At 47.2% G+C, this 14,200-nt stretch carries 11 protein-coding genes; 7 read left to right on the forward strand and 4 right to left on the reverse strand.

All coding sequences use genetic code 11. The features are described from left to right. Nucleotides 1-53 precede the first annotated feature (53 nt). From EXM22_RS11505 to EXM22_RS11535, 7 genes are all read left to right on the forward strand, one after another. Nucleotides 54-1,097 carry a BMP family ABC transporter substrate-binding protein gene (locus tag EXM22_RS11505; RefSeq protein ID WP_149486660.1) on the forward strand — a complete coding sequence of 348 codons (1,044 nt, stop codon included), beginning with the start codon at nucleotides 54-56 and terminating at the stop codon, nucleotides 1,095-1,097. Between the two features lie 28 nt (nucleotides 1,098-1,125). Continuing rightward, a complete protein-coding gene (locus EXM22_RS11510) occupies nucleotides 1,126-2,649 on the forward strand; it encodes an ABC transporter ATP-binding protein (RefSeq protein ID WP_149486661.1) in 1,524 nt (507 codons plus the stop codon). Continuing rightward, a complete protein-coding gene (locus EXM22_RS11515; RefSeq protein WP_149486662.1) occupies nucleotides 2,646-3,674 on the forward strand; it encodes an ABC transporter permease in 1,029 nt (342 codons plus the stop codon). The genes EXM22_RS11510 and EXM22_RS11515 overlap by 4 nt, the downstream gene beginning before the upstream one ends. Beyond that, nucleotides 3,671-4,507: an ABC transporter permease gene (locus EXM22_RS11520; RefSeq protein ID WP_149486663.1), complete on the forward strand. Its 837-nt coding sequence runs from the start codon at nucleotides 3,671-3,673 to the stop codon at nucleotides 4,505-4,507. The genes EXM22_RS11515 and EXM22_RS11520 overlap by 4 nt, the downstream gene beginning before the upstream one ends. A 171-nt stretch (nucleotides 4,508-4,678) precedes the next feature. Then, on the forward strand, nucleotides 4,679-6,328 hold the full coding sequence (locus tag EXM22_RS11525) for a Na/Pi cotransporter family protein (protein WP_246157012.1): 1,650 nt from the start codon (nucleotides 4,679-4,681) through the stop codon (nucleotides 6,326-6,328). Between the two features lie 26 nt (nucleotides 6,329-6,354). Then, a complete protein-coding gene (locus EXM22_RS11530) occupies nucleotides 6,355-6,693 on the forward strand; it encodes a hypothetical protein (RefSeq protein ID WP_149486664.1) in 339 nt (112 codons plus the stop codon). Then, nucleotides 6,690-7,940, forward strand: a complete 1,251-nt coding sequence (locus EXM22_RS11535; RefSeq protein ID WP_149486665.1) for a FecR family protein — start codon at nucleotides 6,690-6,692, stop codon at nucleotides 7,938-7,940. Before EXM22_RS11530 ends, EXM22_RS11535 begins: the two co-directional genes overlap by 4 nt. 19 nt (nucleotides 7,941-7,959) lie before the next feature. Here the strand turns inward: EXM22_RS11535 and argH are convergent, their stop codons facing one another. The 4 genes from argH to EXM22_RS11555 form a co-directional block, all read right to left on the reverse strand. Next, nucleotides 7,960-9,330, reverse strand: coding sequence for an argininosuccinate lyase (argH, locus tag EXM22_RS11540; protein WP_149486666.1), 1,371 nt, complete (start codon nucleotides 9,328-9,330; stop codon nucleotides 7,960-7,962). A gap of 82 nt (nucleotides 9,331-9,412) precedes the next feature. Next, the gene (locus tag EXM22_RS11545) at nucleotides 9,413-12,340 is read right to left on the reverse strand and encodes a hypothetical protein (protein WP_149486667.1); all 2,928 of its coding nucleotides are present in this window, start codon (nucleotides 12,338-12,340) and stop codon (nucleotides 9,413-9,415) included. Continuing rightward, nucleotides 12,337-13,767: a hypothetical protein gene (locus EXM22_RS11550; RefSeq protein ID WP_149486668.1), complete on the reverse strand. Its 1,431-nt coding sequence runs from the start codon at nucleotides 13,765-13,767 to the stop codon at nucleotides 12,337-12,339. Before EXM22_RS11550 ends, EXM22_RS11545 begins: the two co-directional genes overlap by 4 nt. Continuing rightward, nucleotides 13,751-14,098: a chitobiase/beta-hexosaminidase C-terminal domain-containing protein gene (locus EXM22_RS11555; protein WP_149486669.1), complete on the reverse strand. Its 348-nt coding sequence runs from the start codon at nucleotides 14,096-14,098 to the stop codon at nucleotides 13,751-13,753. Before EXM22_RS11555 ends, EXM22_RS11550 begins: the two co-directional genes overlap by 17 nt. Nucleotides 14,099-14,200 lie beyond the last annotated feature (102 nt).

Below are 14,200 nucleotides of genomic sequence, written 5' to 3' on the forward strand. Positions count from 1 at the left end.
TGATAAATCACGGAGCTCCTTGCAAAAGGGTCCGTTATTTAAGGAGTTTTATAATGACCAATTTTTCAAAAAACATCGCCAGCGCCTTAGTGCTGGTTTTGATGATCGTGATACTGGGTTCCTGTGCCCCGAAAAAAGAGACTTCAGCGAATTCATCCTCCGAATCCCTCTCGTTGGCAGTCTTCGTCCCGGGAGTCCTTTCGGGAAGTCCGACATATGAGATGATGGATGCTGGAGTGAGAAAAGCAGCAGCAGAAAAAGGGATTCCTGTTAAAACAGTGGAAGGTGGATTCAACCAGGCCGAATGGAAATCAAAGGTTCTGGCTCTTGCTTCTGAAAAAAAGTATGATTTGATCATCACATCCAATCCCTCCATGCCCGAAATTTGCAGAGAGATTAAAAATGTATATCCCGACCAGGATTTTTTGATCCTCGAAGGAAGTAGCATAGAGAATGATACAGTTTCTACATTCCTCTTCAGCCACCTTGAATTGTCCTACCTCATGGGATATTTTGCCGGCTTGGCCACAAGATCGAATGAATTAAGCGGCGCCAACAATGAACTGAAAGCCGGTCTCATCGCCGGTCAGGAATATCCTGAAATGATGCAGAGGATAAAACCCGGATTCATTCAGGGACTGAAAGCTGCGGCGGGAGAGGAAGCCGAACTTGATTTCAGGGTGATTGGAAACTGGTACGATGCGGCCAAGGCCTCTGACCTGGCATCCAGTATGTACGATGATGGAGTTGATATTATCCTGACTATCGCTGGAGGCGCCAACCAGGGCGTTGTTACCGCAGCAAAAGAGAAAGGAAAATACGTTTTATGGTATGATACAAATGGTTATAGCATAGCACCGGGGGTCATCCTTGGAAGCGGTGTCATCAGAGAAGACAAAGCCGCCTATGAACAAACACTTCTCCGATTGGAGGGAAATCTGGAACCAGGATCATCCGTTTATGCAGGGGTCAATGAAGGGTATCTGGATTTCATAGACGATGATCCTCTCTACATAGAGCATGTGCCGGAAGCCCTGAGGAATTCCATGGCTCAGGAAAACAAGAAACTGAGACAGGGAACTCTCCTTTTCCGCTAAAACGGGAGGATACAAAGGAGAAAGCCCCTTGTCAGAGATCCAACAACCGGTCCTAACCATTAAGAACGTCACGCATCGTTTTTCAGGAAACAATATCACGGCCTGCCAGAACATCACGCTACAGGCCTACAAGGGTGAGATTTTGGCACTGATGGGTGAAAACGGTGCAGGAAAATCGACTCTGATGTTTCTCCTGTCCGGGTTTTTGACTCCCAGCGAAGGAAGCCTGTCTGTTGCGGCGGGCTCCTCTCTCAGGGACAGAAGAGAATTTACAGGCATGATTCATCAAAAACCATTGCTGGCTGGCAACCTCACTGTTTTTGAAAACATCATTCTGGAACAAAGAGGAAAATCACAAAACCTGTTTATCAACCCCAAAATCCTGAAAAAGAGCATATCTGAAATACAACAGAACTATGACCTGCCCCTTGATCTGGACATGAAAGGCATGGACCTGACGGCTCCCCAGATACAAAGAGCCGAACTCATCAGAGCCTTATGGAAGAAAAAATCCTTAATCATCCTGGATGAGCCGACGGCCAGCCTATCTGACAAACAAATAGCCAGGCTCTTTACCCTAATGAAGCAACTCAAGGATGAAGGAAAAACAATTATTTTCATCACTCATAAGATTCATGAGGCAGTTGTCACTGCAGACAGGATGGCCATTCTGAGAAGAGGGCGGCTCATGGCTGTAGGAGAGACCAGAGACTTTGATGCCTCAGAAATTTCTCGCCTGATGATTGGTGAAGATTCAATACACCAGACCGCTCCTGCACAAACCAAAACAGAAGTCAGCCCCTCCAAGGGAAAGGTTGTATTGGAATTATCAGGAGTGGATGTGACAGAATTGGGAACCCGCCGCTTGAAAGGGCTCTCACTAAGCCTGAGAGCAGGGGAAATTCTTGGTATCAGCGGGATCAGAGAGAATGGCTTAACTCATCTCGAAGACCTACTCAGCGGTATGATACAACCTTCAAAAGGGGAAATTCTGATCAATGGCCGCAATAGAATGCCTTTGACCCCCTACCGGCTCAGACGCTGGAAAATCTCATATATTCCGGCAGACCGTCTCCACAGGGGCGCTGATCCGAGTTCATCCCTGGCAGAGAATCTATCCGTTCTAAAAAGAGAGATTTCTGGAGGATTTAAAAGCTATCGAAAGAACTTCATCCTCTGGTCTAAAAAATATATTAAGGACCATAATATTAAGGGCAGTGCCGAGCAGCGGGTAGGAACACTTTCTGGAGGAAATATTCAAAAAATGATTGTCGCCAGAGAATTGGGAGAGTTGCCCCGGCTGTTAATCGTTTCGGAACCGAGCTGGGGACTGGACTTCAAAAGCAGGGAAGAACTCCACGAACAGCTCATTAAAGCCAGAAACAATGGAACCGCCGTTCTTCTTCTCACCACAGACCTGGATGAGATGCTCCAGTTGAGTGATCGCGCCTGCGTCCTGACCGAAGGGATTCTCAGTGAAATCTCGAAGAATGACAAAGAATGGAATAGAACCTATGTAGGAGAGATCATGACAGGGGCCGATAAAGTATGAACAAAGTAAAGATTCCCCCCAGCCTCCCGGTCTTAGCCCTCTGCCTCGTCATGGCTCTCGTGGTGATTTCCTTATTCAGCACATCCCCCATGGAGACCATGTATTATTTCATCCCCGCTGTTCTAACCAACCCCCTTTATCTGGGAGAGATGCTCAACATGGTCATACTTCTGAGTCTTACCGGCCTGGGAATCACTTTGGCATTTAGTGCGGGATCATTTAATCTTGGTGGAGAAGGCCAACTCTACATGGGGGCTCTCTGTTCTGTTCTGGCGGCCCGATACCTCCCCCATCTTCCTGGGATTCCCGGCCTGCTAGTGATCACTCTCTGCGGAGTGGCCGGAGGAGCTTTGATGGCTCTCATCTCGGGGCTTATGAAGGCCTTATGGCAAGTCGATGACCTGATTAGCACATTCCTCCTTTCGGCAGGAGTGACCAAGGTCATCGATTACCTCATTGCCGGTCCCCTGAGCGATCCTGACAGCTACCTTATGACAACTGCCGCTCTGCCTGAAAAGTTCAGATTGACATCCCTCCTCCCTCCCAGCCCGTTTAACCTGAGCTTTCTCCTGCCTTTATTCCTCCTCCCCCTGTTTTATTACCTCCTGAATCACACAAGGTGGGGGTATGAATTGAAAATGACAGGAAGCAGCAATAGCTTTGCCAGATTTGGCGGACTGAATACGGGTCTGTATGAAACAATCCCCTTGACCATTAGCGGTGCCCTCCATGGCCTTGCAGGCTCTCTGGTTCTCACAGGGACTTATTATGCGGGGATTCAGGGATTAACCTCCGGACTGGGATGGAATGGGATTGCCGTTGCCCTGATCGCTGGACGGAAGATTCCCGGTTTGATCCCGGCAGCCCTCTTTTTTGCCTGGATCAGCCAGGGAGCCAAAGTGGCTGTTCTTCAATCGGATTTAACTCTGGAGCTGGGAGCCATCATTCAGGGAATACTCTTCCTCTTAATCTCATCTCAGGTTCTGAGACTCCGTTCAAAATCATCCATGGAAAAAGCCCTATGATCATGAATATTCTTGGTAGCGCATCTCCCTTGATTCTGGCTGCTCTAGGAGGACTATTGACCGAAAGAGCAGGAATTTTAAACATCGCTTTAGAAGGAATGATCCTCAGCGGTGCCTTCACATCTCTCCTTGTCACAAGCCTCAGCGGAAGCCCCGGGCTTGGCATACTGGCGGCAATTTTAACCGGTACGATTGTGGCCGGAATTTTCAATTTCAGCAGTTTTACCCTCAAAGGGAATCCTTTTATCAGCGGATTGGGCATCAACATCCTCGTTCCCGCCCTCATTGCCTCCATTACACAAAAGCTCTATGGGAACCAGGGAATCATTAGACCGGCACAAATCAGGGCCCTTCCCCGGCCGGGCGGTTTGGATCTTTTTATATGGATAGCCTTAGGGGTCCTCATACTCTTGATGGTCCTTTTTTATAGGACAAGATCCGGCCTCATCATACGCAGCTGCGGCGATCATCCGGATCTTCTAAAGAGTAGAGGAGTAGACCCTCTTAGAGTGAAAAGGCTGATGGTTCTTTTGTCGGGAATGCTCTGCGGAGTGTCTGGATCGGCCATATCCCTCCGTTTAGGTGTTTTTGTCCCGGGAATGTCGGCAGGCAAAGGCTGGATCGCTCTTGTAGCCATTTACCTGGGATACAGAAAGATCCCGGGAATTGCCCTGGCCTGTCTCTTTTTTGCTCTAGCCGAATGGGGAACCAACAGAGCCCAGGGATTTCTGGGAGTTCCCCCCAGTCTGATCCTCAGCTTTCCCTACTTTCTGACCCTGGCTGGCTTACTGCTCTTTTCCATAAGGAGAAACAGAACACATCCATCGGAGTAATTTTTTAGTCAGAAGTTTTTTAATTATTGATTAAAAGATTCTTTTTTTCTATTGCACCTGCTAGCTCTCCCCTATTAAACTGAACCGTCCAGTTTTCAGTTCTGGATCTATCGTCTATATAGAAGAATCGTTATTTATCTATACAACAAAGAAATACAGGAGTTCTAATATATGATCATTATCATAAATATCATGGAGATCGTAGGCGCATTGGGTGTCTTTCTCTTCGGAATGAAAATCATGAGTGAAGGGATACAGAAGGCAGCCGGTGACGGACTTCAGAGTGTTTTGAATCATATTACATCCAATCGTTTTGTGGCTGTTCTCACGGGTTTTATGATCACAGCCATCGTCCAGTCATCCTCAGCCACAACGGTCATGGTTGTGAGTTTTGTTAATGCGGGACTTCTGAACCTCACCCAGTCCATCGGCATCATAATGGGAGCTAACATCGGGACAACGGTCACGGGATGGATCGTGTCCATCCTGGGATTCAAGTTCAAAATCAGTGCCTTAGCTCTCCCGATTATTGGTTTGGGACTCCCTTTTTACTTCTCCAAGTCCATGAAAAGAAAAGACTGGGGTGAGTTCATGATCGGTTTCGGAATCTTATTTCTGGGACTGTCCTTCCTGAAGGAGACGATGCCCAAACTGGATGCCCAAATGGTATCTTTCCTGGGGCCCTACACAGGAAGGGGCACTCTTTCTCTTGTCATTTTTATTCTCGCAGGAGCTTTGATCACGATTATTGTACACTCCTCCAGCGCCTCCATGGCGATCACGCTAACCATGGCTTATAATGGTCTTTTACCACTGGATGCCGCCGCCGCCATGGTCATGGGATCCAATATTGGAACAACCATTGATGCCATGCTGGCCTCCATCGGTACTAATATAAATGCAAAAAGGGCGGCGAGAGTCCATATACTGTTCAACTGTGCCGGCGTATTTGTGATTGCCTTGTTTTTTAACCCCTTTCTGGCCCTGGTTAGAATCATCGTCCCAGGGGATGAAATTACAACAAATTTAGCCATGTTCCATACGCTTTTTAATATTCTGAATACGCTTATTTTTATCGGATTTGTTCCTCAGATAGCCAAACTTGTAGAGGCACTCATCCCCTCCGAAACAGTTGAAACCGGAATAGGGAAATACAAGCTGAACTACATCGATTCAACCATCCAGAATGTCCCTGAAATCAACATTATTGAGGCTCAGAAAGAAGTGTCTCACATGACCAAAGTCGTAGAGGATATGTTCATCATTTATACAGAAGTCCTCAAGCATCCCAAGAAAAAGATGGGGGCCCAGGTCAAGGAAATCAAGGCTCTGGAGGACTTCAGTGACCAGATGCAGGAAGAGATTACAAAATTCTTGATTTCCTGCTCAGGAGACAGCCTGAATCAGAATGGACGGAATAATGTGAGCTCTATGATGAGGATCGTTAACGAACTCGAGAGCATAGGAGACAGCTGCTATAACCTCATACTCCTGTCTGAACGACGTTTTAAAAAGGACATTCCCCTCCATGATAAAGCCGTTGAAGAACTTCTACCAATCATCACACTGGTTCAAAAATTTCTCTTCTTCATTAAGTCCAGAATCAATGAACATATGGACAAAGAGACACTCAAGGAAGCCTATGTGATGGAGAATAAAATGGAGTCCATTCAGAAGAACCTGAAAAAAGAAGTTCGTAAAAATCTGAAGAGCGGAGCTGATATTAAGGGCGAATTGCTGTATCTTGATATTGTCCGCCATCTCGAACAGATTGGAGATTACTGCCTAAATATTGCTCAGGCGCTTAGGATTTACAATTAGAAAGTATCGCCTTTACAGGAGAAATTATGCTGGTTGAAATTGAAAATGTCCGGCAGGTTCCCGGAGAAGATCACCGACGATGGTTTCTGGATGAAAATACAGATCTCATCGTTTGGTATGACTCTTCAGGTGAAAAAATTACAGGTTTCCAGCTCTGTTATGATAAAAAATCTGTACAGCGCTGCCTGACCTGGCATTGGAATGAAGCGGATAAAAAATCAATATTGAGTGCCGACGGCCGTTACAGCCGTAAAAGAATCATTCGTATTTTTGAACCCATATCAAAAGAACTTCCCAAAAATCTTTCAACTCTGGTCAGATCTGTCCTGTCTGGAGAGAATGAAAATCAGGATACAAATCAATGAAATCTCTTGTTAAATCTTTTTTACTCGTCCTTGCAGGAGCCTTCTTTGCCGCAGGTCTCCTTTACGGCTATTCCATATTTTTTAAGACTGCAGGTCAGGATTTTCAGGATGAAGCCCTACGTTTTGTACCCATTGAGCCTGGAGATGCTGTCATATCCCGCATATCCGGAGAGGTTTATATCATCCGAGAAGAACAGATGATTGCTCCCAAACCGGGAGACTCTGTCCGCGAGGGTGATGTGATCAAGGTAGTTGATGACTCCTGGTGCCAGGTCCATTTCATCGGCAAAGCTACCATGAACCTTCGGAGCAATACACTGATTAAAATTCAGAAACTCCTCTCCAGTCCCCAGGATTCGGACATAAGAACCGAACTCCTAACAGGGTCTATGATCTATAAAGTCGATAAACTGGATGCCACGGATAATCTGGAAGTCACGGCACAGGAGAAGATCTACCGCGTCGAAGGAACTGAGTTCATCGTAGAAGCCTACTCTGGCGGCAGTAGAGTGGCCGTTCGGGAAGGAAGCGTGGCTGTCCTCCAGAGTGGGGCATCCCAGGATGAAGAACTCCTGAAGACAGTGCCTTCGGGATTTACATTGGATCTAATGGAATGGAATAAAGAGAAACCTCTGCCTGAGATAGAAGAGTTGAGTCAGGAAGAAATCAGGATATTTGAAGAAGAGGGCCCCTCGGATCTGTTGCTCCAAAAAGAGTCATTGGTATATTTGGAAATCAGAACAGAACCTTCAGGAGCACAACTCTATCTGGATGGTCGTTTGACTGGACAAGGAACCTTGAAGGGTCTCTTCCCATCTGAGGGGACTCTGAGACTCCTTGCCAGAAAAAGAGGATTCCGCGATAACAATCTGAATATCAAACTCGAAGACCTGACAAGTTCGGTGCTAACCATGAAACTGGAGGTACTGGGTATAACAGAGAGCCTGGAAGAGGAGTCAAAAAACCCGCCACAGGAAACACTGGAACAGATTAAAGCAAAGTTTGAAAAGGAGTCGGCAGACTTAAAATCAGGATTTTCACGAAAGATTGAAGAGAATGAACAAAAGCTGCAAAACCTGAACAGCCTCAGTATGGGCCTGCAAAGTGACATTTTAGAATTACGCAATAAGAATACCAGCTTGGAAAGACAGAAAGAGGAACTGGCAGAGGAACTAGAAGAGAGCCTTTCTGAGAGTGAAAAGCTGAGAGCCCTCCTGATCCAAATACAGGAACTCTCGGATCAGTAAGGCTCATTCTACCAAGGTCTTACTTGACCAGAAGGTTCAGTTTCTGCCCCATAAGGGATTCCAGAGACGCATCAATCTTAGATTCTCTGTCTGATGCAATATCCATAAGGCTTTTCAGACGGCTGAGGGCCTCATCCAGGCAGAGATTGCCGCTTGTGCCTCTATAGGTTCTGGATCGGATGGATTCATCCGGGTCCTGATCACCCAGTTTATCCAGATGTAGACCTACTTCTTTATAGGCATCACGGAAACTCATGCCCGAAGCGACAAGATCCAATGCGGCATCCGTAGCATAGATGTCCTTGGAAAAACCGGCTTTGAGACCTTCAATATTCACCTTTAGTTCCCGGAACGTCAGAGTCATCATCTTCAATGAAATAGAAGTGATATCGCAGCCCTTAAGGAAGGGTTCCTTGGTTTCCTGAAAATCCCGGTTGTATCCGGAAGGGAGGGATCGCAGGATATTCCTGATTTGAGTTCCACAGGCACTGACCGTTCCCGCCTTGGCCCTCATCAATTCCAGGCCATCAGGGTTTTTCTTCTGGGGCATGATGCTTGAGCCCGTACACAACTGGGCCGGCAGGCTGAAATACCCGAACTCAGGCAGTGAAAAAAGGATCAGATCCTGGGCAATCTTACTCAGGGTGAGGGTAATCTGATCCAGGATATCCAGGATCATCAGCTCCATCTTCCCCCGGCTGTTATTCACATATATGACGTTATTCTGAACCCGGGAAAATCCCATGAGTTCCGTTGTCATGTCTCTATTCAAAGGCAGAGGCACACCGTATCCGGCGGCAGCACCCAATGGGTTCTGGTCCAGGATTTCCCAGGCGGCGGAAAGGAGGCGGATAGAATCAATGAGTTCTTCTGCAAAACTTCCGGCCCAGAGGCCCACCGAGGAGGGCATGGCAATCTGCATATGGGTCCGCCCCGGCATGGGTGTTGCCTTGTGCAGTTCGGCCAGATCCAGGATAGCCCGGACGAGGTCTCCTGTTTCTTTGATGATTCCCAGAACTCTGCTGCGGGAATAGACTCTGATGGCGGTGACCACCTGATCATTCCGACTACGTCCTGTGTGGATTTTCTTCCCCGCATCTCCCGCCAGCTCGACCAGGCGATTCTCAATGGCCGTATGGCCGTCCTCATCGGATCTTTTGATCTCAAAGGCCCCGGCGGCATGTTCTCCCAGAATCTGCTTGAGTCCCTCCTTGAGGGATTTCAGCTCTTCTTCGCTGAGGATGCCGATACTCTGAAGCATGGTGGCATGAGCCAGGCTGGCCACACAGTCCGAAGGGATGAGCTTCTGATCCAGAATGTAATCGATACCGACGGTGAACTCTTCTATAAGTGTGTTCAGATCATAATCTTTGGCCCAGAGTTTACTCATGCTTTATCTCCTGTAAAAGGGGGAATTTGAGGGCTATATTAGCACATACAAAGAAGAACCGGAAGAGGAGTAATCCCCGGGGCTAGAAGGATTCATAGGCACCGGCATCGGCGGCACCTCCCTGAACTCTAGGACTCTTTGTTATATCGTAGGGAAAGGGCTCTGTCGTGTTTTCATCCTCATCGGCATCAGCCCAGTCCACAGGCAGGTAACTTTCATTTCCCACATTCACCATGGGTTGCCCGCTATCCACGGCATGAAGGTTATCATCCGAAGTTTTCCAATAAGAATCGTCCCCCCGTGGTGCGCTGATTATTCCAGAAAATCCAGGATTTCCCTGAAAGAAGGGGCCCGCATCGGGGGTTGTAAAACTCCCGGCCCCGATAGAGCTTCCCGTTAAGTCCAGAATTCCTGATACAACCTCCACATCCTTATATGTTGGAGCCGTGGTATTGTCCTGAAAGACTGAGTTCACAACGAGAGTCGTCCCGCTGTTCTCGCTGTATATGGTAGCAGAATCCACTGCCAGATTGTTCACAAAGGATGAAAAAACGATACTGCTGTCACTCTCATTGAGGTAAATGGATGAACCATCCTCTCCCGCCGAGCTTATCTCATTTCCGGTAAAAACCAAATTGCAGCCACTAAAAGGGCTATCTTGTATATAAAGCGCTCCTCCAGAACCGGCACTGCCTGTGTTTGAATCAAAAATTGTATTGGCAATGAGGAGTGTCCCGCCATCCTGATAAATGGCCCCTCCGGCCATGGCCTGATTATGCTGAAAAACACAATTATACAGGTATAGGTTTTCTTTGCTGTTGATAGCCCCGCCGGAACCTGTTGCGGTAAATCCCCGATCAAGTATGATATTTTTGATAAAGACATCGGCATCATTCCCACTGTCTCCATCATCTACCAGAAATATTTGATCCAGGTCGTTACCACTGAGAGTCGTCATATCATCTGACCCAGCCAGGTATAGATCGGTCTCTATCTCAAGAGGATCGTAGAGTGTGGTTACACTAGCTCCACCAGAATAAACAATCGTATCCGTTGCTTCCCATGTATTTACGATATTAACGGCTTCCCGTATATTCAGCGAGGACCAGATTCCGTCCAGATATTCGGTACTGGTTTCCCCTATGATGAGATACTTCTCACCCAAGTAGGTATAATCCAGTTCCAGGGCTCCCATACTCCAACTCTCACTGCCATTCACCGAGCGGTCATTATTAAAAAGGTCTTTCTGCCAGGCAATGGACTGTTCTTCTCCCTTATAGGCCAGCTGAGGAGGTAGACACTGGGCGTAATAGTCGCTCTCATAGCTGGAATAATCCTTTATTTTAAAGGCTACATTTCCGCTAGCCCCGGCATAGCCCAAGGCATTGATTTCCTCGGAGCTTGTCAATTCTGTCATGCCATCTTTGTAGTAGATGGGAATTCCATCCCCATCAGAGCTAAAATTATTATATTGCAGCAAGGCAGGCTGAGCTCCTGAAGATTCCTGAAAGCAGTAATTTGACGTCGAAAAAATCGAATTTGAAAAGAGATTATTGATAAACGTTCCGCCAGATTCATTGAGTTTTACTGCAGCGCCCTGTGAAGAAGCCCCCCCAAAAATTGAATTGTTATAATAGTATCCTCCGGGAGAACTGCCATCCAGCAGGAGTCCTATCCCGCTAATAGGAGAGCTGCCATTGTCCGAAGAGATATAACAGGAGACGACCAGGGGGTTCCCGTTATCTCCCACCTGAAGTCCCACAGAATCGTTCCCGGCCTGTCCTATGATAGTAGAACTGTAGAGAGATGGTGCGGAATAACTGATGAAGGCAGCGCTCCCACTGCTGGCGCTGTTCCCCATAAGACTAGAGAACTGAATCACAGGCGAGGCACCGTCTAAGATCGAAACGGCACAGGTATAAATGGGATCAGACGTACTGGCCTTCACGGTAACACCCTCCAGGAGGGAACTACTGCCCACACTACCGCCGTTGTAGATCAGGGTTCCCAAGGGCTTATCGGAGGTACCCGAACTACCGCTTCCAGTAGATATCACAGTCATATAGGACGCATTTACCCGGGCATCGGGACTCTCGTAATACCGGTCGGACCAGTCAGTGGTGCTATAACCACCGCGAATAGTCATATTTTCAGTGATTTCTAAATTTCCTGACAGGGTGTAGGATCCGGCGGAGATCCGGATTTCATTCAGATTTTTAGCCAGGGCTACAGAATAAGCTTCTTCAATTGACGACAGCGGATTATTCTGTGATCCCGAGACACCGACATTCCCCGCCGTAGAAACATACACCCTCTTCTGGACATCAGTATTCACTTCAAATTTATAGATCTTTGATGTTCCCTCGGCAAAATCAACCTTTAGGAAGCCCCCACTAGCTGGATTAATATTAGGTGCAGCATCGCTGTATAAAGTGACACCATCGTAAGAAACAACGGCACCGGAAGGAGTCTCAAAAGTAGGTATCAGTGATCCGATGGTCGTTTCAAATGGGAAATTCAGTATGATCTTGCTTCCACTGATATATCCATCGACCCGACTGCTGAGGGAGGCATTGAGATCAGATCTGAAACTGAATCCCCACAGACTGGTATCGCCCAGATCACCAAAACCGGCAACAACTGTGTACTGTATGATACTGTTATCCGACCTGATAAGATCATAGCTAACGGGTGTCGTGAAATTTTGAGCTGTCACGCCGCTTTTCTGCCACACTCCATTGACCTGCAAGCCTTTGCCGTTCAGTTCAAATTGGGGAATCATGGAGCTCCGGTCTGTCCCCGATGGAAGGGAAATATAGACCGTTGTGCCTTCAATACTCGCCGCATACCGGCCGTCCAGGGATACATTCTCATCAGAATCAAAGGAAAATGCCACCAGAACCTGGTCTTCACTGCTTATCTCATCCAAATCCAATCCCGGCTGTCTGCACGATGCTGTTACCAAGAGGATTAATACGAGAATAAAAACAGCCTTGTCATAGATTTTCATTGAAAATACCTCACAATCAGGCTTCCTCCGCTCATATCGGACGTATAAGCTGCGATCGTAGTATTGAGAACTCCCTGACTCACAGACTGCAAAACAGGAGTATCCGATGTATAATCTGAACCGATTGCCGACCAGATACCATTATCCCAGGTTTTGATACTCTGACCTGCTGCAATGATGGGTCTGTTCTCATACCAATCAATGGAGAGGGTAAGTAGATCTCCAGCGTTGATGATCAGGGGTTGAATATAATTCAAATTGGTCCAGACTCCCGCGGAATCACTCCAATAAAGAGCCCGAACTTGGTAGTACCCAGCATCAGACAGCAGAGGAACTGCGGTGAAAACGACAGGAGCTTCCCTGTCTGTGTCATAAAACAAATCCAGAATGATCGAACTGTCTTCTTTATTCAGATTTCCACCATCCTGGGTCATTTCCCAGGAGTCTGAATCCAAATCATATTTAAAATAATGCAACACTCCCGGGTTCTCAACAAATGTACAAACCCCATAGAGCTCCATACCACCTGCCGAGACGGCTGCAAAATTTATGGCGTGAAAGGAAGATAAATCTGGACCAACCTGGGACCAGCTGCTCCCGTCGATGCTGGTCCACACCTTAGGAATCCTAGTGTCATATACATCTTCGATCCAGGAGGCAAACATACGATCATCCTCTTTCTTGAAGAGACGCAGATCCTGTGTCCCTGAGGTTCCTGTGGCGACACTATGGACTGAAGACCAGCTAGAAGAGTAAACCAAGGATTGGGCGAAGATAGATCCACTGGTGTTTTCATACATAACCCAGGTATTCCATGACCAGGAAAGGGTATCAAAGGTCTGAACATCTGCGGGAGCCCCTATACCATACTCATTCCAGTCACTGCTCACCGTGTCCAGGACATAAGCCCTGAGAGAAAGGCTACTGTCCCGACAAAAGACGAAGGGGTTCAGCCCCTGATGAAAGCCGGTTCGGATGTTATAAACACCACTGCCTGCACCCTGGACCGGACTGGTGACCAAATCCCTCCAGCCGGGCTGCAATAACAGCTCTACCCGGATTTGTCTGGTCAGCCCCGAGGCTGCAGTCAATGTGTAAGTGAGAGGGGTATCAAAATTCTGAGAGGTCTCCGCGCTTGCTTGAGCCTGCCCGTCTACTTCTACAGAAACGGCCTCAGTATCAAAACGGGGAATCCACTGGTACCCTGAAATATAAGTGTCGGGATATTCCAACAGGACTTCTGCATCATCCATCCGTCCTTCAACAGAATAGAGAAGACCCGGATTGTCTGTGGTATCCAGAGAAAATGAATTAAAATCGACGGCGGAGAGGTCTGAATCTTCCGGTCTGGCAGAAAAAGAGCACCCAGTCAAAAACAAGTACACTCCTGCAAGCGAAAGGATGTGGAATTTAATCCTGAGGTTCATATTGATACTCCGCTTCCGGACCGGCATCATATCCAACCCGGACAGCCACGGCTCTGATATAGGTAGATTCTGCAGCCAGATAAAGAGGTTCTTCATAGATCAGACCATGAAGTGATGTCGGCTGGGAACCATCAGTTGTATACCGTATCTGGGCATACTCATCCTCACAGACTATGGACAGAAAGATTCCCGGATAGTCTTCTCCCGCATCGCTTTCAATGAATTCCGGCTGTTGAATAAAATAGGGATAACGTTCCGCACAGGAAAAAAAGAGCATCATAAAAAGGGTCAGTACGGCTCTTATAATTCTGATTCTATACCTGAATAACAACTGCTTTCTCCATTGATGACTATTTTTTACATTTATCGGCTCTCCTCCTTTTTAAATGAAGTCTCTTAGGTCCAAAATACTATTTTTGCACTATGAAAAGAA

This window comes from Oceanispirochaeta crateris, assembly GCF_008329965.1.
In the GTDB taxonomy this organism is placed as follows: Bacteria; Spirochaetota; Spirochaetia; order DSM-2461; family DSM-2461; genus Oceanispirochaeta; species Oceanispirochaeta crateris.